Genomic DNA, 21,249 nt, shown 5'->3' with positions numbered 1-21,249 from the left:
GCTAAACTCCTGTAAATGCCTTTTCTTTGCAACTTATTCCGAAAACAATGCCTCTTAACGAATCGAGTTTTACGACGGTGAGGCAGATCTTCACCGCGTTCCTGGAAAATAAAGGTCTTCGTAAAACGCCCGAACGTTTTGCGATTCTGGAGGAGATTTACTCTCGCGACGACCATTTTGACGTAGAAGAACTCTACGTTTCCATGAAAAATAAAAAGTACCAGGTTTCACGGGCTACGGTCTACAACACCCTCGATGTACTGGTGGAATGTAACCTGGTCACTAAGCACCAGTTTGGTAAAAACCAGGCTCAGTACGAAAAATCCTACGGCCGCCGGCAACACGATCACTTAATCTGTACCGATTGCCACCACGTAACGGAATTCTGCGACCCTCGGGTACAGAACATCCAGAACATGGTAGGTGATATGATGCAGTCGAATATCATGCACCACAGCCTGATTTTTTACGGATCGTGCACGAAGCCTAATTGCGAAAATCGAAATTCTATGCTCACGGGCCAACCCTTTGCCCTGACGAATGAATAAAGACTTATGACTCAGTAACGTCCCCCTCCCATACCGCAGGGAGGGGTTCTGTATTCTATCTGAGTTTCTTTTACATTTTAATTACTACCAATGAAAGTTGACGTATTGCTGGGCCTTCAATGGGGCGACGAAGGCAAGGGAAAAATTGTGGACGTACTGGCTCCACAGTATCAGGTGGTTGCTCGTTTTCAGGGCGGCCCAAACGCGGGGCACACGCTGGAATTTGAAGGAAAAAAACACGTACTCCATCAGATTCCTTCGGGTGTATTCCGTTCGGAAGTGCTGAACATTATCGGTAACGGCCTCGTGCTGGATCCGATCGTCTTCAAAAAGGAAATTGAAGGCCTCAGCGAAAAATTCGGCATGGATCTGACCAAGAACCTGCTGATTTCGAAGAAAGCTTCCCTGATTTTACCCTCGCACCGCCTGCTCGACGCGGCTTACGAACAAGCCAAAGGGGATTCTAAAATTGGTTCGACGCTTCGGGGTATTGGCCCTACGTACACCGACAAAGTGTCGCGGCAGGGTTTACGCGTGGGTGATGTACTTTCTCCAAACTTTCAGGCGAAGTACAATCAGTTGGTCGATACGCATAAGATGATCTTGGGCTTCTATAACTTCTCGTATGACCTGACTGAACTGGAACAACAGTTCTCCGAGTCCATCGAGTTTTTGAAGCAGTTTGAACTGGCCGATACGGAGTACGTCATCAATCAAGCGATCAACGATGGCAAAACGATTCTGGCCGAAGGGGCTCAAGGTTCCTTACTGGATATTGATTTTGGTTCCTATCCGTTTGTCACCAGCTCGACGACGATGGCCGCGGGTGTCTGTACGGGTCTTGGCGTAGCTCCGAAAAACGTCGGTGAAGTATACGGCATTTTCAAAGCCTACTGTACCCGTGTGGGTAGCGGTCCCTTCCCTACCGAATTGCACGACGAAACGGGCGAACGCATTCGTCAGGAAGGTCGCGAGTTTGGTGCGACTACGGGACGTTCGCGTCGGACGGGCTGGCTGGATTTGCCTTCGCTGAAGTACGCCATGATGGTGAACGGTGTTACGCAGCTCATCATGATGAAAGTGGACGTACTGAACATCATGGAGGAGATCAAGGTTTGTACGCACTACCAACTGCCCGACGGCACGGTAACGGAACAGATCCCGCACGACATGAACGATATCGAGATTACACCGGTATATAAAACGTTCAAAGGCTGGCAAACGGACCTGACCAATTTCCACTGCTACGACGAATTACCTGCTGAACTGGCCGAATACATTAGTTTCCTAGAAGAAAATCTGGAATTGCCCATTAGCTTTATCTCCACGGGTCCTGATCGGGAAGCGATCATTCACCGGGAAGCTCAATTGAGCGTATAGTTGTTTTTAGTTGACGGTTATTAGTTGGTCATTTTCAGTAGTTAACCGTCTTCATTTTAAAACAGGGTCACTTCGTACAAAAACGCAGGGACCCTGTTTTTTTATGCCCTATCCGTAACTCTGCTAATGGTATAGCCGATACGATACTAAACCCTTGCAGACTACCTTCAAAATTCGCAAGAGTAACCAAACTTCGCGTCACAGACGCGAAACCATTGACGCCCCAATCATTCCATGACGGTTTCAAATTGGGGCGAGCAGAGTAACTTCTTCAGCCTAAACCCCGAAGGGGTTCAATGTCATTAGCCCCGTATGCAATGCGGGGGATCGGCCCGCCCGGTAGGCACAGCCTACCAACTTTCGCGTCCGTAGTAAATACTACGGACAACGCGTCTCGCTAACTTTACCCCAATTTATCCTACCAAAATGGAAAACGGAAAACCCCAGCGGCCACCGCTCAAAATCCTAAACTCCCCCAACAAAAAACCCCGGTAACACCGGGGCCTTTCTGCCTAACCATTAAACATTTCAACTAAACACTAAAGCCGGATCGGCCTCTTGCTAGTAAAGAGACGACCCGGCTTTATACTTACTCTTATACGCTAAGCTAAAATTTCCCGGATTTCAGGACGGTACAGGATACCGTACTAGATTACCACGTTGACAATCCGCTTCGGTACTACTACCACTTTCTTGGGGGTTTTGCCTTCCAGCCACTTCTGTACCGTTTCATTCGCCAGTACTTCCGCTTCAATGTCTTTTGGCTGAGCATCAGCGGCAAACGTAAGCGTGGCCCGTACCTTTCCGTTGATCTGAATCGGATAATCGAACGAGTTTTCGACCAGATACGCCGGGTTGAATACGGGGAATGGCTGCTTGGTTACGGTACCGGGTTCGTTCCCCAGAGCTACCCATAATTCTTCGCAAATGTGCGGAGCAAAGGGAGCCAGAATCCGAACGAAATCGCTCAGGATAGCCTTCTTGTTACACTTCAGCGTAGTCAGTTCGTTAGCCAGTACCATAAACGCGGGTACGGACGTGTTGAATGACAAAACTTCAATATCCTCGCCTACTTTCTTGATTGCCTTATGCAGAGCTTTCAGTTCTTCCGGCGTGGGTTGTTGATCCGTGACCAAGAATTTACCCGTCTGATCTTCGTAGAACAACCGCCAGAGTTTCCGCAGAAAGTTGAACGTCCCGCTGATGCCGTTGGTGTTCCAGGGTTTGGAATCCGTCAGCGGACCGAGGAACATTTCGTACAGGCGTAAAGTATCGGCTCCGTATCTTTCTACGACATCATCAGGGTTCACGACGTTGAACCAACGTTTAGACATTTTCTCCACTTCCCAGCCACAAACGAACTTATCGCCGTCCATGATGAACAAAGCATCTTCGGGAACGTCCGTACGCGAAGCCCGGAATTTTTCAACATCCAGTACGTCCTGCTCTACAATGTTTACGTCCACGTGCAACGGGGTAACCTCGTATTTGTCTTTCAATTCAAAGCTCACGAACGTTACTGGCTGCGATTCTCTCACCCGGTATATAAAGTTCGAGCGACCCTGAATCATCCCCTGGTTAACCAGTTTTTTGGCAAACTCTTCTTCGGGAGCAATCCCAATATCTTTCAGGAATTTATTCCAGAAACGCGAGTACAGCAGGTGACCCGTCGCGTGTTCCGATCCACCCACGTACAGATCAATGTTCTGCCAATAGTCAATGGCTTCTTTCGAGGCCAGTTCGTTTTCGTTTTTCGGATCCATATACCGGAACCAGTACCACGACGAACCCGCCCAGCCCGGCATTGTACTCATCTCGTACTCATACTCGCCTTTGTACTTCCAGTCGGCAGCCCGGCCCAGCGGTGGTTCGCCCGTTTCGGTCGGTAGGTACTTGTCGACGGCCGGTAATTCCAGCGGCAGATCGCTTTCGTCGATCAGATACGGTAAGCCATTTTTGAAGTACACCGGTACGGGCTCACCCCAGTACCGCTGGCGACTGAATACGGCATCCCGCATCCGATAGTTAACTTTCCCCTTACCAAGACCACGTTCTTCCAGCCAGTTCGTCAGCGTTTGCGTCGCTTCCTTATACGTCATTCCATTAATGATGCCAGAATTAATGTACTGTCCTTCCTTCGTCGCATCCGCCTGCTGATCAATGTCTTTCTGAGCATCCAGAATCGGTACAATGGGCAGACCGAAGTGCGTGGCAAAGTTCCAGTCCCGCTGATCACCGGAAGGTACACCCATGACGGCACCCGTTCCGTAACCCGCCAGTACATAATCAGCCAGATAGATGGGTACTTTCTCCTCGTTGAATGGATTGGTCACGTAGCTACCCGTGAAGACGCCGGATACTTTCTTCACTTCCATCATCCGATCCAGCTCCGAGCGGCGTTTGGTGGCGTCTACGTACGTATCCACGGCTTCTTTCTGCTCGGGCGTCGTCAGCGAAGGTACCAGTTCGTGTTCGGGAGCGATTACCATGAAGCTCACGCCGTAGATGGTATCCACCCGCGTCGTAAACACTTCAATCGTCTGTTCCTGACCCTCCACCTGAAACTTCACGCTGGCACCCTGCGAACGGCCAATCCAGTTGCGTTGCTGTTCTTTGATAGATTCTGACCAGTCGATCGTATCCAGACCATTTAGTAAACGATCCGCGTAGGCCGTAATCCGCATCATCCACTGACGCATCAGTTTCTTTTCAACTGGAAAACCGCCACGTTCGGACACCCCGTCTTTCACTTCATCGTTGGCCAGAACGGTACCCAGTCCCGGACACCAGTTTACTACGGCATCGGCCAGATACGTCAGACGGTATTTCAGCGTAATTTCGTACTGCTCCTCTTCACTTTTCGCCTGCCACTCTTCCGCTGTAAATACGGGTGCATCTTCGTCGCAAACGGCATTTACGCCTTTCGACCCCTTTTGAGCGAAGGTTTCCGTAAGCGTCGTAACGGGCAGAGCTTGGTCAGCGTCTTTGTCGTAATAGTGGTTGAACAATTGCATAAAAATCCACTGCGTCCACTTGTAGTAATCGGCATTGGACGTGCGAATTTCCCGGCTCCAGTCGAAGCTGAATCCGATGTTCTTCAATTGTTCAATATATCGAGTAATGTTCTGTTCGGTCGTAATGGCCGGGTGTTGTCCCGTCTGAATGGCGTACTGTTCGGCAGGCAGACCAAAACTATCGAATCCCATCGGATGCAGAACGTTGAATCCCTTCATCCGCTTGTACCGACTGAAAATATCGCTGGCAATGTAGCCCAGCGGGTGTCCTACGTGCAGACCCGCTCCGGAAGGGTACGGAAACATATCCAGCACATAGTACTTGGGTAATTCAGACTGGTTTTCGACGCGGTAGGTCTGGTTTGTTTCCCAAAATTCCTGCCATTTCTTCTCAATATCGCGAAAAGCGTACTCCATTGGTTCAGTGTTCAGTTTACGGTTTCCAGATTGGTAGGCTGAAACCGGTTTCAAGCCGCAAAAGTACGGAAATTTGAGCAGAAGGTAAGGAAGACTTCACACCTTCCGCTTCCAGACTAACGAAACTCAACTATTAAGCGATTCCAGATACTTTAAAGCGGCCTTGATTTCGCTGTACGAGACGGCTTCGCCCAAGGCCAGTTTTGCTTCACCTAACGACTGCTGGGGATGTTCCCGTAAGTACTCAATGACCGGCGTCAACCGGACTTTCGAATAGAGATCGTACACATCCAGCTCGCCCACACCCACGTAATGCAGCAGGTGTCCTTCGATAGTGCCGACATTCAGACCGCGTTCCTCGGCAATCTCTTCCAGCGTTTTTCCGTCCTGAAACAGTTCGAAGCTGACGCGTTTGGTATCCACCTTTTCTTTCTTCAGTGGAATTTCGATCACTTCTTTTTCTACCTGATTTTCCTCGCAGTACTCTTGAATGATCTCAATGATTTCCGATCCGAATTCTTTGACTTTTGCCTTCCCAATCCCTTTTACGGTTTCCAGTTCGGCTAGCGTAGTAGGCAGCACCTCCACTAATTCAACGAGTGATTTTTGGGGTAAAATGATGTATACCGGCACGTCGCGTTCTGCGGCCTGACTATCCCGCCAGCTTTTCAAAGCATAGTATAACTCGGGGTGAACCATGTCTTTACTCGCTCTGGGGCTCGATTTACTACTGGCCGCGACCGCTTTGGTTCGTACCTTGAAGTCAATATCCGCATTGGCTTTCGCCCGCAGGTAATCGCTGGTTGTAAAGCCTTTCATACCAGCCTGTAACGTTGCCCGCTTGATGGTCACGAGTCGCTGGTAATTTTCCAGAGCCTGCCCTACTGACTTTTTCACCAGCTGGTTGTCCGTTTCCACGTCCAGCGTCTCGGCGTCAAAAATGCTTTCAAATTTTTCCAGAAAGTACTGACAGCCTTTTTGTACGCGGGTCATCAACGCTTCCTGTTCTTCGGGTAATCCTCCCTGTTGAAAATACTGGGACAATTGCTGCTGAAATTTTTCAGAAACCGTATCGATCGTCTCTTCGGAAGCGGTCCGAATGCGTTGTAGGGCCTGACGAATGGCCGGATTGATCACCGTCTGATGCGTATCCAGCAGTCGGCCCAAATACTGTCGGGTCGAGCGAATTTCCGAGAAGTTGAATAGTTCGTATAAAATCGTTTGCTGAAAGGCAATTTTGGCTTCCCTCAGTTGTTTCTCGTCGGGAATCTGCTGGCTGGCGGCCCGGTTATACGCTGATACCAATCCATCCGTTTTGACACTGCTCAACGAAAGTGGGTTTCGGAGTACCATGCCTTCAAAACTTTTGCAGCGACTTAGGGCCACGTATACCTGTCCGTGGGCGAAGGAAAGATTGGCATCGATAATGGCTTTCTCGAACGTTAATCCCTGACTTTTGTGAATCGTAATAGCCCAGGCCAGTTTCAGCGGCATCTGGGTGAAGCTGCCAATTACCTGCTCTTCAATTTCTTTCGTTTCCGCATTCAGAACGTATTTCACATTCTGCCATTCTACGGGCTGTACCGGAATTTCAGCGTAATCTTCCTTGCATTTGACGTAGATGGTTTCGTCTTCGATGCGGGTAATTCGACCGATTTTTCCGTTATAGAAAAGCTTGTCCCGCGACGCGTCGTTTTTAACGAACATCACCTGAGCGTTGATTTTCAGGGTCAGCTCTGGTTCGGTGGGATAAGCATACGTCGGAAAATCGTCCTTGATCGTGGCCTCAAACGTGTACTTCTTGCCCTTTAGCTCGTCTAACTTTACTTTGTTGATTTTCAGAGCCGTATCGTTATGGGTAGTCAGCGTAATGTACCCTTCGTCTTCCTTCGGTCTAAAATCCGGAATGTGCCGTTGGTTGAGAGCCTGCAAGCTTTCCGTACTCAACTGATTTTCCCGAATCTGATTCAGTAAATCGATGAAGAAGGTATCCGACTGCCGGTAAATGTGCGTTAGTTCAATCCGGACGGGATTACTTTCCTGCAAAGCCCGGCTACTGAAAAAATAAACCGAGTTATAATAGGGTTTTAGTAAAGCCCATTCTTCGTCTTTAATCACCGGTGAAAGCTGGTGCAAATCGCCAATCATTAGCAACTGTACGCCGCCGAAGGGCAAGTCTCGATTCTTGTATCGCCGCAGTACATCATCGATCCCGTCGAGCGTATCGGCCCGCACCATACTGATTTCATCAATGACCAGCAAATCCAGACTTTTGATGAGGTTGATTTTTTCCTTGCCGAAACGAAACTGTCGCTGCGTGGAGCCGTCGGGCACGTACGGACCAAAGGGTAACTGAAAAAACGAGTGAATCGTAACGCCCCCGGCATTGATGGCCGCTACTCCCGTGGGAGCCACAATGGCCATTCGCTTTTGCAGGTTTTTCTTTAATCCGTGTAAAAAGGTAGTCTTTCCGGTACCGGCTTTTCCGGTCAAAAAGATGTTTTTATTGGTAAAATGGATGAACTCGGCTGCCAGTTGTAAGGGCGTATTGGATTCCATAATAAAGAGTAAGAAGCTCGGCAAAACTGAATAAAGCTCCAGTCTTTTCAAAAACCAAAGGTACTGAGGGAACGGTAAAGGTGCTTGTTGCTTTTTAAGCGTTAGGGCAATGACAGATACTCTATTCCATCCTCGTACTCTTTCCACTTTGCTAAGCAGCTAAGCTGGATTCGAGTATCTATTACCCGAAAAGAAAATTACTACCCCCTAACAACCAGCAACGATCAACGTAACAACTGACGAGCGATCACCATCGATTCCCCATAAACTCCTTTCTCTAACCCTACCTAACCCCTGTAAGTTCTTTCTGTAAGTACAGGCCATCGTGATTTTCCGGGCCTGCGTCGCGAATGGATAGGAAAGACTAAAAGGATTCCATAACTTACAGATACTCTTCCAGTTACTCTTTGCTTTCGGTATGGTAAATCACTACGAACATGAGGACATTCGGGATTATCTGTTTTTTAGGTCTACTGGTAGTTGCTAATAGTTGGGCCAACTCGCTGCTGATTCCCATGGATGCCCAGCAAACCAATCATCTCAAAGCGTACGGGCTGGCGTACCGGGAGCTAAAAGCCGATCGGGAGATAGACTGGCTGCTCAATTATCGGGGTGGTAGTTTTCTGATGCAGTATTCAAAGGAACTGGACCTGGAATGTAAACTTCGCGGCGTTTCCTACGAAGTCATTTCCGACGCGGCGGTGACTACCCTACTCCAGTCAATCACGAATCCGAACGCGAATATGGACGCGGTAAAACTCTACAAAGCCGCCCGTATTGTCGTGTATAGTCCCATCAAAGTAAGTAAGGCCACTTTCGAAGACACGGACGCCGTACTGCTGGTGCTTAACTACGCCGAGATTCCCTACGAAGTCGTGTATGACGAAGAAATCCTGCGGGGTGACCTACACCTCTACGACTGGCTACACCTGCACCACGAAGATTTTACGGGCCAGTTTGGTCGGAATCGCCGCCGTATGAGTGCAGACGATATGCTGGCTCAGAAGAAAATTGCCGAAAAGTACCACTTTGCGAAAGTCTCGCAACTGAAGCTGGAAGTTGCCCGAAACATCAAGGAATTCTGTGCCGGGGGCGGCTATCTGTTCGCCATGTGCTCGGGTACTGAATCACTGGACGTAGCCCTGGCCGCCGAAGGACTCGACATTGTACCCTCCGTATTCGACGGTGACGGCGTAGATCCCAAAGCTCAGGCGAAACTGGATTTCAGTAAGACCATTGCCTTCGACAATTTCGAACTGGAGCTTTCCGACGAAGATTACCCGGGGATGTCCTTTTCCAATATCAACGCTTCTTCGGGGTACGGCTGGGGGGATGATACGTATTTTTCCCTGTTCGATTTTTCGGCCAAGTGGGATGTGATTCCAGCGATGCTCGTGCAGAATCATGAAAGTACCATTCGGGAGTTTTTTGGACAAACGAGTGCGTTCAACAAAGCTACGGTCAAGCCTAGTGTACTGGTACTGGGTCAGAGCAAATCTACGTACCGCTACCTCTACGGCGAGCTGGGCCGGGGTCAGTTTACCTTTTATAGCGGTCACGACCCGGAAGGTCAACGCGGTTTTCATCGGACGCCTACCGATTTGAACTTACACCCCAACTCACCGGGCTATCGGCTGATTCTGAATAATGTACTCTTTCCTTCGGCTCGCAAAAAGAAACGGAAGACCTAAATTCTAACGCTATAGTAAAGAATAGCAAAATCAGGGTCTTTAAAATATTAACCTACTAAGTCACTAGATTTAATGTATTTTATTACTTTTGCTGCCGTTCGCTTCGTCTTTCTCACGCTAACGCATTCAATCATGACTTATCGTTCTATTCTTTTTGCGGCTTCGAGTCTGTTACTGGCTTCATTCCGCCCGATTTCTGACGATCCGGCTTATAAAACCCGGCTAGAAGAATGGCATCAGAAACGCGTCGCTTCTTTGAAACGTGAAGATGGCTGGCTGAATCTAGCGGGCTTATTCTGGCTCAAAGAAGGAGAAAATACGGTAGGCAGTGCTTCGGATAATAAGGTGGTTTTTCCCGGAGGTGCCGCCCATTTGGGTACCTTTAAGTTACAAAACGATGTCGTACAGTTTACGCCGACCGCCGATGCGGTGGTGACGGTAGACGGACAAAAAGCAACGGGTACGCAAACTATTTTCACGGCCGATGCGAAACCCCATACCGTACAACACGAGTCCTTAAAATGGGTAGTGATCAAGCGAGGCGATCAATACGGCATTCGTTTGCGTGATCTGGACAGCGAGCAGTTGAAAAACTTCCACGGCATCGAACGCTTTGCCGTCAACGAAAAATACCGGGTTACGGCTCGTCTGGAAAAACCCAGTACGCCCCAGACTGTAGCCATTACGAATGTTCTGGGTCAAACTTCTGATCAGCCACTGGCGGGTACGCTGGTGTTTGAACTCGAAGGAAAAACCTACCGTCTCGACGCTACGGGTGAAGACAAGCTTTTCATCGTATTTGGGGACGAAACGAACAAAAAGGACACGTACGGAGCCGGTCGCTTCTTATACGCCGACCAGCCGAATGCCGATGGTACAACGGTACTGGATTTCAATCAGGCCATCAATCCGCCCTGTGCTTTTACGCCTTACGCCACCTGCCCGTTACCGCCTAAGCAAAACAAACTGGCCGTACGGATTCCGGCGGGTGAAAAGCGATTTGGCGATCATTAAGCGTCTTTCTTCCTTAACCAAAACTATATAAACGAAAAGCCTGATCAAATGATCAGGCTTTTCGTTTATATAGTCGCTGGCTTAATCGACCGAAGAGGGTAATTTTTCAGCTGACCCTAGACTATTCAGACGGTACGTCCAGGAAATGAATATGTTGTTTTTTCCGGAATGGGCAATGGGCGTAAAGATCCCCTTGTCGAAACTCGCCGGACTATAATTGGTCTGATTCACCCAGCCGATCTGGGCAGTCCAGTGTTTATTGAACTGGTAACCAATTCCCGCAAAAAGACGATTCCGCTCAAACGTAGGGCCTTTGGGGTTTAGGAAAATCTCATCAAAGATGGAAATGAAGTAGGTCTTATCCTTGATACTCTTATTGTTGAGCGGAATAAACATGTTCAATCGGTAACGAATCCGATTGCGATACGGATGCGTCCCATCCCGGAACGTAAACCAGCGTTGTTCCACGCGGTAACGGTGCTCGAAACGTAAGCGATCCAGGTACTGATTGATAATCAGTTGCTCCCACATCCGACCTTCCGTATTCAACGGACCCGCCGACAAATCCTGAAAATCGTAGGTAGCGTACCTACCCCCGGCCATTCCTACCGTAAAATTTTTATTGATGTCGTAGGTAACCCCACCCTTCATTTCATTGTAAAAAAACTGACGGAAAACGCCATTACTACGAGCCTGTACTTCGGCAAAACCGCCCCATTTTTTATCGCCACCGGGTAGTACCAACGTACCAATAAACCAGCTTCCCCAGGGAGCGGCGGGCGTTAAAGAGGTTTGTGCATAGGCCGTAGTACCCAGCAGGAGGCAGGCCCAAAACTTGAAAGATACGCGTAGCTTAGTCACAGAAAAGAATTAAAATCCCACAAAAGTATAGCATGTGACTAAATCATGATTTTACGGATTACATTCTTAACAATTACATAATATAGCTAGTCAACGGGTAAGGCCGTAGTAACCTTGATCTCAGCCATTACGAACACACTTTGCGGGCCGCCAATGTGGGCCAGAGCCGCCAGTTGTTCGACTACAAAGCGGCGGTAATCGTCCATATCTTTCACGATCACTTTCAATAAATAGTCATATGGTCCGGCAATGTTATAACATTCCATCACCTCGGGCAGACTACCAATTTTTGCCTCAAATTCCTGAATAAACGCCTGCGTATGCTCCTTTAGAGAAACCTGGCAAAATGCAATCAGGCTGCGTCCCATTTTTCGGCGGTCAACCAACGCGACATATGCTTTTAAATAGCCTTCGCGTTCGAGGCGTTTGACCCGTTCGTGTACGGGCGTGAGCGAAAGTCCTACTTCCTGAGCCAGTTCTTTGTTGGAAATGAACGCATTGGTTTGTAACAGCGATAGAATACGGCGGTCAATGGGGTCGAGTTGATCCATAGATTATTTTTCTAGTTAGCAGGTAAAAATCATCCATAAATAGAGTATTCCTTTTACCAAAACAGCATTTACTAGATTTGTTTTCTAATTATGACCACAAATTCACAATATATTCACTAAATACCGAACTTTGCAGACAGAAATTTGATAGCATTGATTGATTATGGCATCGAAAGAAACACTAGCAATCCGGGCTCAGGCGGAACGTTCACACAACCGCGAGCACTCGGTTCCCTTATATTTAACGTCCAGTTTTACCTTCGACGACGCCGAAATGGGTCGGGCCATGTTTGCCGATGAAATTGCGGGCAACGTGTATTCCCGGTACTCCAATCCCAACGTGGACGAGTTTATCCGTAAGGTTTGTTTACTGGAAGGCGGCGAAGAAGGGATCGCCTTTGCTTCAGGTATGGCGGCCATTTTCGCCACGTTTGCCGGAAGCCTACAGGCGGGCGATCACGTAGTTGCTTCAAAAGCCCTGTTTGGTTCCGCCATTCAGATTTTGAACAAGATTATGCCGAAATGGGGCGTAACGACTACGTTCGTTGAGGGACACGATCTTTCCCAATGGGAAGCGGCTACGCAGGAAAACACAAAATTTTATTTCTGTGAAAGTCCATCAAATCCTGGTTTAGAGCTGACCGATTTACGAGCCTTGTCAGCCATTGCCAAACGGCATCAGGTCGTGCTGGCCGTTGACAACTGCTTTGCCACGCCAGTCATTCAAAATCCGATTGAACTCGGTGCTGACCTGGTGATGCACTCGGCTACCAAATACATGGATGGCCAGGGTCGCGTACTGGGGGGTATTCTGGTCGGCCGCAAAGATCTGATCGAACCGATTCGTTTCTTCGCCCGTCATACGGGTCCGGCTTTATCGCCGTTTAATGCCTGGGTATTATCGAAAAGTCTGGAAACGCTGTTTGTCCGCATGCGGGCTCATAGTGAAAACGCTCTTACGCTCGCTCGAACCCTAGAAGGCAATGCGGCTTTACAAGCGGTGCATTATCCCTTCTTAGAAAGCCATCCGCAGTATGAATTGGCCAAACAGCAGATGAAATACGGTGGAGCGATTCTTACGCTGGAAGTAAAAGGTGGATTCGAGGCCGTTAATGCGTTGACGCAGCACCTCGAAATTGCCTCGATCTCTCCGAACCTGGGTGACACGCGTACCATTCTAACTCACCCCGCGAGTACGACGCACTCCAAATTAAGTAAAGAAGAACGGGCCGAAGTAGGCATTACCGATGGTCTCGTACGGATTGCGGTAGGTCTGGAAAATATTGACGATCTGATTGAAGATTTTCAGCAGGCCTTAGCCAAAGTAGCGGCTTCGCAGGAAGCTGCTACAGTTTAAGAGCGAATTAAAAGTTTGATTGGGTTTATGCAAAAAGCGGCAGAGAGTTTTCTCTGCCGCTTTTTTGATTACCTCGGTCCTCTGGAACGGGGTCCACCACCCCGGTTTCCAGGATTAGGCTTTGCCCGGAATGAATTATGGTTTCGGAACGAATCATTTCTTCGATACGAATTATTCCGGCGATAAATATCATTTCTCCGATTGTTATAATGCCGATGGCGGTATACCCGCGGCGGAGGTGTTACGTAAACCCGGGGCCGAGCATAATAGGGACGGTAGCCATAAGCGGGTCCGTAGTACCCGCCGTAACTAGGTCCGTAACCTCCGTATCCATCGGAGTAAACGCGTGAGGAACACCCGGTCAGTATACTGCCCAAGGCGACCAATGTTATAATCAGTAGTTTTTTCATGGCTTCTGGCGTTTCTTCTCTGATCTAATTACGTAAGCTACGTTTAAAACAGCCTTATATTCAGCTGTTAAAAAGAGTTAATCCACGAGGTACAGCTTTTTTAAGGGATTCCGCAACCAACCCTTATGAACATGGCCGCACTCTTGCCCAAAGTGACGGAGTCACTAAAAAATCTGTTACACTATGCGGAGGACATTCGCCAACATCACCCAAACGTCTGGAAAAAAGGCGGTAACATCCAGGGTAATGATAGCTATGATACATTAAAAAAAATCGTTCAACGGGGTCACTTTGAAGAGGGGGATGCCGAGTTTATAAAAACCTGGAAGGCTTGGAAAGCTCGTCATACGAACCATACTAATATTGAAGGGATGGTTGCTAGTTTAAAATGGCTGGCTGTACCTGAAGTAGGCTTACGGGAAATGAAAAAGGTGATTAACACTGAAATTGATAAGTCTAACTAGATTACTATTGATCCTATTCCGCTTTTTAAATAAACCAACAACCAATCCATCTACGTATGAAACGTTTAGAAAATCAGGTAGCCGTCATTACGAATGGCACGCAAAGTGCAGCCACTACGCTGGCCGAAATTCTCCGCAATGAAGGAGCTAAAGTACTCTTGGTAGACGAAGACAAAGAAGCTCTGCAAGAGGCCATGCATCGACTGGGCGTTGGCAGTGGGGATGATCTGGGTTATACCATAGGTTCCAGTGAATCAGGTCCCTCAGCGTATGCTCAACAAGCCATTGAGCGTTTTGGCAAAGTGGATCTGTTCATTGCCTTATCGTCGCTTTCATAGGATACAGCAACCTTTCTTTACATTTTTGATTGTTAGCTTCGCCCCGATTTGTAACCCTTGTGGTCAGATCGGGGCGAATGTTGTTCATAAGTGAAAGCCCTTCGTTTAATCTCGCGTCACTAACGCGAAACCATCTCCGCCCCGATCATTCCCTGACGATTTTACATCGGAGCAAGTCCAATCCAAAAACTTTTCAACAATTTTTTCCGATCACTTGTATGGCATGATTTCATCATGCACCTTTGCATTAATTATAATTAGTCTAAATAAATATTAACTCAATTACCTCATCAATCACTTCATTGATTCAGCCTATGAAAAGAATCTGTTTTCAAACGAATTTGAATTCTCCTTTGGGTATTCAAGCCGTCAAAGAAAGTCTGGGTCAACTGGGTATCACCCGATTCAGCGTTGATTTCCTAACGCAGTCACTGGAGGTTTTCAGTGAGTGGATTGCTCCCGAGCGAATTGTAGAAGCCTTGAAGCGTACGGGCGTCACCTGTAAACTGCGGCATATAAAAACGCCTTCATTGGCTGATTAAATTCGATCCTTTTCTCCGATTTAACTCCGGTACTCATGCACCAATCTCATTGTTTCCGTACGCTCACGCAACAGGAAAATGGCTACATCGGCTACTGCGAAGGCTGTCAGACGTACAACCTGGCTTTCAACAATATCTTACTGATTTTCAACGCCGAAGACTTTCAGTATTTTCTGGAAATGCTTCAGGAACGGTGTAACATGAGTTACTTCTCTACCTCACACGGCAAGGAAATTATCATGCGGTCGCCGGTATTGAATCTGAATATTCTGCTCGCTGAATCGGAGCTAGAAGAACTAATTAACATGATGCAGGAAGTCAATCTGATTGTGGAAGCTCATAAAATTCTGTATACCAGTTCACTTAACTAACGGATTTCCATGAGTATTTCCCGCTTCCGTATTCTGCTCTTCTGGGTGTTAACCACCGTGTGCATGATCCTACACTTCAATTTTCACGTAGGCGATTTATTCTACGGCATCAACATTGTTCGTGAAGGAGCCAATGGACAGAAACCCACGTCGCTGGTCATCATCCGATTCATCTTTGAATTATTTCCGCTCATCTGGGCGGTTGCTCTGCTCTATCTTCAATCTATCGAGTGGCGGAGGGTAAACTTCTTCCTCAGCATTCCCTTTACGCTGGCTCACCTGAGTCACGTCGTAGGTGAACTGAAGGAAGGAGACCCTTCGCAACTTTTATTGTTAACCTTCGTCCTGCTGATGAGTATACTGCTGACGATTGAATCCTGGAAGTGGCTTAAAACCCCTGATTATCAATTTACGAACCAGCAAAAATCGAAACCCGTATTCGAATGAAACGCTTTATCTTCACCCTAACCTTGGGTAGTCTGCTTAGTACTGCCTTCGCCCAGAAATCTGCTGACATTCAGGCCATCAAAGGTCAATGTGGTTGTCACGCCATCACTTTTAAATACGCCGAAACGTTCTCTCCCAATCGCGAATACAAATTCAAGGAACGCAAGGAAATGGGTGCCTTGGAATACGTATTCGTGGACGAAGAAACGCCCAATAAACTGGTACTGATGCACCTGCTGGTCATCAACGACAGTACCATTATCAAACACTGGCGGGAAGACTGGAAATTCCAGAATACCGATCTGCTGGCGTACGAACAGGACGCGGAGTGGAAATACAAAGCCCTAAACGCTAATCAAGCCAAAGGCCAGTGGACCCAACAGGTTTTTGAAGTAGACGACAGTCCCCGTTACGAAGGTTCTGCCACCTGGTTCCACGCCGACGGCCGCCATATTTGGGATAATACCACCGACGCTCCCCTGCCCCGCCGCGAATACACGACCCGCAACGACTACAATGTGATGCGTCGCGGCAATCGCATTCTCATCACGGATTACGGCTACTTGCACGATCAGGACAATGCCAAAGTCCTGCGTACGCCCGACGGCGAGAAAATCATTGCCTACGAAAAAGGCATCAATGATTACCACCGCGTCAAGGAAGCGGCCTGTAACTCAGCGAAAGAATGGTGGACGAAACACCGGACGTTCTGGGTGGATGTCCGCAATGTATGGGGTGATCTGATTGCCCAGAAAAAAGGCATTCAACTGGAAAAGAAAATTGACGGCAAAAGTCTTAATCAGTCGCTGGATGAACTTTCGGCGGCGTACCTAAAAGCTCCGAAAGCGACAGTCGCGAATAAAGCCGAAATCAAGGCTACTATTCAGAAGTTTTTGAAAAATAAGGAGTTGGTGGGTTTACGGTAATTCATTTTCGAGTAAGCATATAAAAAGGTCCATGCCGAAACCGGTAAGGACCTTTTTATATGCTTACTCTTTATTTAACTCTTCTAATACGCTACGATTTAAGTAGACAATGCAGGAACGCCAGACACTTACCGTTTTCCTATTTTCTTTACTTAAGTACTTTTCTTTCGCTTCTGGAAATTCGTAGAGAATTTTTATGATATCCCGGTCATTGCAGGCATAACTTACACCCATTAGAAAGTCTACAATAAACCCTAGATGATTAACTCCGTATTGCACGGGATCTAATGGATCATCGATTAGAAAAAACCTTCCCGTTTCTCGTACCAAAGCAAAATAGTCAGCTCCTTTAAGATATGTTTCAGCATTAAGGTATAATTGTTTACCATCAGAATAAGCTAAAAGTTTCTTCCTTTTTTGACATCTTTCGAAACTTTAACAGCTATTCGATTTTCAAATAAGGAGCGTTTCTTCAAATCAGCAAAAGCAATAGTAGGCTGATTTTTTAGCAATTCGGTAATGGTAGTATATCCACCCGGTATAAATTCTTTTTTTTCGAACAGTTCTGCTACTCTCGGTTCTCCTGCCCACTCCTGAAATACTGACTCATGTTTTTGATTCTTCCAGTCCGTCCCAGCAAAATGCTTGAGATACATTTTAAATAACTTTTGCAGGGTTTTCATATAGAAATCTTCTTTATTTCGAGTCCCTCCTGAAAAACCGTAGCGGTAAGCTCGAAGACGCTTTACATTACCCAATGAATCTTTTCGGGCCAGCGTCATGGCTAGAGTAACATCAAATAATCCTCATAACCCTTTTTTCTCATCGCTAACCCATAATTCATCAATAATTAACGTAAGCGGCTCACCTTGAGTAGAAAAATTTCTCTGTAAATACCCCTTCAGGTACGTGGGTAACTGGTCCGGGAAATTACACTCCAAAACATTCTTTGTTTTACCATCCTGAACTACGCCAATGTGTGGTTTTATTTGACGAGCATCAATAACTGTATCAATTATAAATCCAGGAGATTCAATAGCCAGTGGTTCTTCCGGCAATTGCAAGATGCGTTGGGCTTGGACAGTGAACCCGCATACTAAGACCAGATAACTAAATAATAATTTTTTAAATATACTTTTACTCATTCGTGAAAATAGATTAATGGATTGATTAGGTTAAGATAAAGTCCACAAAAAAAGCAATCTGAAAACTCAGACTACTTTTTTGTACCCATTATTTTTGAATTTATTAGAACAGAGCTTTATTCCGATCAATCAAAGCCGTCAATCGCTGTACCGAAGCCGCCGACCGCATGCCATCCGCCGGAGTATTCACTACATAATCAAGCAGTCGATCCAGCGTAGTAGTCGCCACGTGCATACGCGTGTCGGACGAGCCGTAGTAGATAAATACCGTACCGTCGTCGTCCAGAATCCAGCCGTTAGAAAAGACCACGTTCGATACGTCGCCGATCCGTTCGTCCCCTTCGGGAGCCAGCATGTAACCCGCCGGTTTATAAATCACCTTCGTCAGATCGTGTAGGTCCGTCATGAATGTATACAGCACGTATCGCAAGCCCGCCGCCGTATTTCGCACGCCATGAGCCAAATGAAGCCAGCCCAGCGACGTTTTTAGCGGAGCCGGTCCCTGACCATTTTTAACTTCGTATACCGTATGATAGTCTTTCGGATCGATGACCGTCTCCTGCGTAATGATGGCTTTTTCCATTGAATCCGCCAGGGCCAGGGCAATGCCTCCGCCCGTACCCGCCTGAATAAATCCATCCTGCGGCCGGGTATAAAACGCGTACTTGCCTTTCACCCATTCGGGATGTAATACTACATTGCGTTGCTGCGGCGAGGGGGTTTGCAGATCGGGTAATCGCTCCCAGGTTTTTAAGTCACGGGTCCGGGCGATACCGCACTGGGCAATTGCCGCCGATTCATCGCCGGGTTGGGCGTTCGGGTCTTTACGTTCGGTACAGAACAGGCCATAAATCCAGCCATCTTCGTGTGGTACGACCCGCATGTCGTAGACATTGACGTCCGGTTCATCGGTTTCGGGCATGGTAATGGGATACTCCCAAAACTGAAACTGATCAATTCCGTTGGGACTTTCAGCTACGGCAAAGAATGATTTTCGATCCAGTCCTTCCACTCGCAGAATCAGCAGATACTTGTCTTCTATTTTGATGGCCCCGGCATTGAAGGTAGCATTGATACCGAAACGCTCCATCAGAAACGGATTGGTTTCGGGATTCAGATCATACCGCCAGAAAAGCGGCGTATGGGCAGCCGTTACGATGGGATACTGATAGCGATCGAACAGACCATTACCCAGATCTGCCTTCACGTTGGGACGTCTGATCAGTCTATCGTGGGCTTCCTCCAACTGAGCAAGCCGTTCATGAAAGGTCATTTAAGGTTTTAGTTAAACGGTGAGCGGAAACCTTTGAGGCAGGTTCTTCCGTCGGTAAGCGATCCCACCAGGTTTTCTTCAAAATCACTACACAAAGGCCCAATACACCCAGGGTTATCGTCAGCTCAACGTTCATTTTCAAAATCAGATACATGGGTACCAGCGTCAGTGCACACTGAGCGATAATCCCAATGATGACATTAAAGGCGTCTCGACCAAACGCTTCATTGGGCCGAAAATCGGGGTCTTCGACCTGTACCTGTCGCTGAATGGGCTTCCAGAAACCCCAAGGACGTACGGTCCGGTAAAAGGTGATCAGCGTCTGCCGATCCGTCGGCGGCGTTACCAGCGAGCCAATGATACACCCCGCCAGCGAAAGCAGAAACAGCAGCGGGAAATAGTACAGACTCAGTGTTTCGCGGAACACATAAGGGAAAATCAGAGCCGGAACGATTCCCGCCAGCATGCCCCAGAAAAAGCCATTGGCATTAAATCGCCACCAGTGCCACTTCAATACATTGGCCGCAACGTAACCGCCGTACAAAGCCGAGACGATCCATTGCAGAATACTATTGACGTCTTTGGCGAACAGTCCTAGCAGAATACCGACGCTGGCTACTACCAGTCCAGAGAAGTAATTCATCCGGGAAATACGGCTATTGCTGGCTCCGGGGTCGATGTATTTCAGGTAAATGTCATTCACTACGTAGGCCTGAGCGGCATTGAGCGTACCGGCAAAGGTGCCCATAAACGCCGCCAGTAATCCAGCCAGCAGCAGCCCCATCAGTCCGGCGGGTACGAACTGCAAAATGGACGCAGGCAGGATTTTCTCGAAATCAATACCCCGCGGCGTATGCAAGCCCAGCTGATCGAAATGCAGCAGAGCCAGTACCGTCAAACCCATGACCATCGCGTACCGTACGGGCAGTAGCACGATGGAGACAATCCCACTCATCTTGGCGGCTTCCTGGGGTGATTTGGTGGATAAAATTTTCTGCATATCGTAATTCGGAGCCGGTCCGGCCAGACTCGCCAGAATACCCTTGAAGGTCATCATCATGAAGAAGATTCCGAACAGGGAAAAACCATCCGACTTGATTTTGGTATTCACTTCTTCCAGAATCCCCGACCAGTTCAGATCATCAAGTTTCCAACCGAAAAAGGGCGTATACCAGCCCTGCGGCACTTCCAGCGTTCTACCGGAAAGCTGTTGCATGGCAATGACGGCAATTACGAAAGCCGAAATCGTCATGATGCCGTACTTGAGCACATCGCCAATCACAATGCTCGTCATGCCACCCAAAATGGCGTAAAATACGGCAAAGGCGGTGAAGATGATGCCGTAGAAAGGTCCCACGTACTCCGGAGCGATGCGGAACGGCAGGTACGGAGCAATGCTTTCAAACGGAATAAAAATTTCCATGAATTTGCCCAAACCCACAAAACCATACGCCAAAAACCCCAGGCAACTCAACAGGGCAAACACGACGACGATCGTATGCGAGGCCGTTACCCCAGGCCCCTTTCCAAATCGCGTTCCGATCCATTCGGCTCCGGTCGTCACGTTTGAACGGCGTAGCCAGACCGACAGGTACATCATCATAAAAACCTGATTGAATACGGGCCAGAGCCAGGGAATCCAGAGGCTTTTTAGTCCGTACACAAAAGCCAGTGAGACCATCCACATGGTACCGGAAATGTCGAACATATCCGAGGCGTTCGACAGACCCAGCATATACCACGGCAGGGTCTTACCGCCCAGCATATACGCCTCCTTGTTGCGGGAAGCCCTTTTTTTGAGGACTAATCCCAGCACAATGACTGCCACCAGATAGATGATGATGATACAAAAGTCCAGTAGGGATAATTTCATGATTGCTCCGTTGCTAGCTAACCAACTCAGTATACGTTAGGCAAGTTCCGGAGAGTCATGCATGAGCC

20 protein-coding genes are annotated in these 21,249 nt (G+C 47.9%); 11 read left to right on the top strand and 9 right to left on the bottom strand.

The window, feature by feature from the left end:
- The first annotated feature begins 47 nt into the window (after nt 1-47).
- A complete protein-coding gene (locus ACOJTG_RS11765) occupies nt 48-548 on the top strand; it encodes a Fur family transcriptional regulator (protein ID WP_094813933.1) in 501 nt (166 codons plus the stop codon).
- Nucleotides 549-638: 90 nt separating this feature from the next.
- The gene (locus ACOJTG_RS11760) at nt 639-1,928 is read left to right on the top strand and encodes an adenylosuccinate synthase (RefSeq protein ID WP_420153981.1); all 1,290 of its coding nucleotides are present in this window, start codon (nt 639-641) and stop codon (nt 1,926-1,928) included.
- A gap of 647 nt (nt 1,929-2,575) precedes the next feature.
- Here the strand turns inward: ACOJTG_RS11760 and leuS are convergent.
- The gene (leuS, locus tag ACOJTG_RS11755; RefSeq protein ID WP_420153980.1) at nt 2,576-5,359 is read right to left on the bottom strand and encodes a leucine--tRNA ligase; all 2,784 of its coding nucleotides are present in this window, start codon (nt 5,357-5,359) and stop codon (nt 2,576-2,578) included.
- 126 nt (nt 5,360-5,485) lie between these two features.
- On the bottom strand, nt 5,486-7,918 hold the full coding sequence (locus tag ACOJTG_RS11750) for an HRDC domain-containing protein (protein WP_420153979.1): 2,433 nt from the start codon (nt 7,916-7,918) through the stop codon (nt 5,486-5,488).
- A 437-nt stretch (nt 7,919-8,355) separates the two neighbouring features.
- Between ACOJTG_RS11750 and ACOJTG_RS11745 the strand changes: the two genes are divergently transcribed.
- Together ACOJTG_RS11745 and ACOJTG_RS11740 are read left to right on the top strand one after the other, a co-directional pair.
- On the top strand, nt 8,356-9,609 hold the full coding sequence (locus ACOJTG_RS11745) for an asparagine synthetase B (protein WP_420153978.1): 1,254 nt from the start codon (nt 8,356-8,358) through the stop codon (nt 9,607-9,609).
- Between the two features lie 132 nt (nt 9,610-9,741).
- Nucleotides 9,742-10,623, top strand: a complete 882-nt coding sequence (locus ACOJTG_RS11740; RefSeq protein ID WP_420153977.1) for a DUF1684 domain-containing protein — start codon at nt 9,742-9,744, stop codon at nt 10,621-10,623.
- Between the two features lie 81 nt (nt 10,624-10,704).
- Here ACOJTG_RS11740 and ACOJTG_RS11735 read toward each other — a convergent pair whose 3' ends face one another.
- Nucleotides 10,705-11,484, bottom strand: a complete 780-nt coding sequence (locus ACOJTG_RS11735) for a DUF2490 domain-containing protein (protein ID WP_420153976.1) — start codon at nt 11,482-11,484, stop codon at nt 10,705-10,707.
- Nucleotides 11,485-11,570: 86 nt separating this feature from the next.
- A complete protein-coding gene (locus ACOJTG_RS11730) occupies nt 11,571-12,035 on the bottom strand; it encodes an Lrp/AsnC family transcriptional regulator (protein ID WP_420153975.1) in 465 nt (154 codons plus the stop codon).
- Nucleotides 12,036-12,198: 163 nt separating this feature from the next.
- On the opposite strand from ACOJTG_RS11730, the gene ACOJTG_RS11725 reads away from it, so the two are divergent.
- A complete protein-coding gene (locus ACOJTG_RS11725) occupies nt 12,199-13,392 on the top strand; it encodes an O-succinylhomoserine sulfhydrylase (RefSeq protein ID WP_420153974.1) in 1,194 nt (397 codons plus the stop codon).
- Between the two features lie 68 nt (nt 13,393-13,460).
- On the opposite strand, the gene ACOJTG_RS11720 is transcribed toward ACOJTG_RS11725, so the two are convergent.
- Nucleotides 13,461-13,802: a hypothetical protein gene (locus ACOJTG_RS11720; protein ID WP_420153973.1), complete on the bottom strand. Its 342-nt coding sequence runs from the start codon at nt 13,800-13,802 to the stop codon at nt 13,461-13,463.
- Between the two features lie 131 nt (nt 13,803-13,933).
- On the opposite strand from ACOJTG_RS11720, the gene ACOJTG_RS11715 reads away from it, so the two are divergent.
- The 6 genes from ACOJTG_RS11715 to ACOJTG_RS11690 all read left to right on the top strand — a co-directional run bounded on the left by ACOJTG_RS11715 (nt 13,934) and on the right by ACOJTG_RS11690 (nt 16,890).
- Nucleotides 13,934-14,266 (top strand): hypothetical protein, encoded by a 333-nt coding sequence (locus tag ACOJTG_RS11715; protein ID WP_420153972.1) that lies wholly within the window; start codon nt 13,934-13,936, stop codon nt 14,264-14,266.
- A 56-nt stretch (nt 14,267-14,322) separates the two neighbouring features.
- Nucleotides 14,323-14,604: a hypothetical protein gene (locus tag ACOJTG_RS11710; protein ID WP_104710604.1), complete on the top strand. Its 282-nt coding sequence runs from the start codon at nt 14,323-14,325 to the stop codon at nt 14,602-14,604.
- A gap of 314 nt (nt 14,605-14,918) precedes the next feature.
- Complete coding sequence (locus tag ACOJTG_RS11705; RefSeq protein WP_420153971.1) at nt 14,919-15,146, top strand: hypothetical protein; 228 nt, start codon at nt 14,919-14,921, stop codon at nt 15,144-15,146.
- Nucleotides 15,147-15,181: 35 nt separating this feature from the next.
- Nucleotides 15,182-15,517: a DUF6686 family protein gene (locus tag ACOJTG_RS11700; protein WP_420153970.1), complete on the top strand. Its 336-nt coding sequence runs from the start codon at nt 15,182-15,184 to the stop codon at nt 15,515-15,517.
- A gap of 9 nt (nt 15,518-15,526) precedes the next feature.
- Nucleotides 15,527-15,964, top strand: a complete 438-nt coding sequence (locus tag ACOJTG_RS11695) for a hypothetical protein (RefSeq protein WP_420153969.1) — start codon at nt 15,527-15,529, stop codon at nt 15,962-15,964.
- Entirely contained in the window at nt 15,961-16,890 is a 930-nt protein-coding gene (locus ACOJTG_RS11690) for a DUF6607 family protein (protein WP_420153968.1), read from the top strand. Before ACOJTG_RS11695 ends, ACOJTG_RS11690 begins: the two co-directional genes overlap by 4 nt.
- 398 nt (nt 16,891-17,288) lie before the next feature.
- Here the strand turns inward: ACOJTG_RS11690 and ACOJTG_RS11685 are convergent, their stop codons facing one another.
- The 4 genes from ACOJTG_RS11685 to ACOJTG_RS11670 form a co-directional block, all read right to left on the bottom strand.
- Nucleotides 17,289-17,672, bottom strand: a complete 384-nt coding sequence (locus tag ACOJTG_RS11685) for a hypothetical protein (RefSeq protein WP_420153967.1) — start codon at nt 17,670-17,672, stop codon at nt 17,289-17,291.
- A 24-nt stretch (nt 17,673-17,696) separates the two neighbouring features.
- Nucleotides 17,697-18,035, bottom strand: coding sequence for a hypothetical protein (locus tag ACOJTG_RS11680; RefSeq protein ID WP_420153966.1), 339 nt, complete (start codon nt 18,033-18,035; stop codon nt 17,697-17,699).
- Between the two features lie 103 nt (nt 18,036-18,138).
- Nucleotides 18,139-19,308, bottom strand: coding sequence for a glycosidase (locus tag ACOJTG_RS11675; RefSeq protein WP_420153965.1), 1,170 nt, complete (start codon nt 19,306-19,308; stop codon nt 18,139-18,141).
- Nucleotides 19,295-21,181 carry a sodium:solute symporter family protein gene (locus ACOJTG_RS11670; RefSeq protein WP_420153964.1) on the bottom strand — a complete coding sequence of 629 codons (1,887 nt, stop codon included), beginning with the start codon at nt 21,179-21,181 and terminating at the stop codon, nt 19,295-19,297. The genes ACOJTG_RS11675 and ACOJTG_RS11670 overlap by 14 nt, the downstream gene beginning before the upstream one ends.
- Between the last annotated feature and the right edge of the window lie 68 nt (nt 21,182-21,249).

Origin of the sequence: Siphonobacter sp. (assembly GCF_048595215.1) — a bacterium.
Taxonomy (GTDB): Bacteria; Bacteroidota; Bacteroidia; order Cytophagales; family Spirosomataceae; genus Siphonobacter.
The sequence above is the reverse complement of the archived record's forward strand: the minus strand, read 5'-3'. Positions and strand labels throughout refer to the sequence as shown.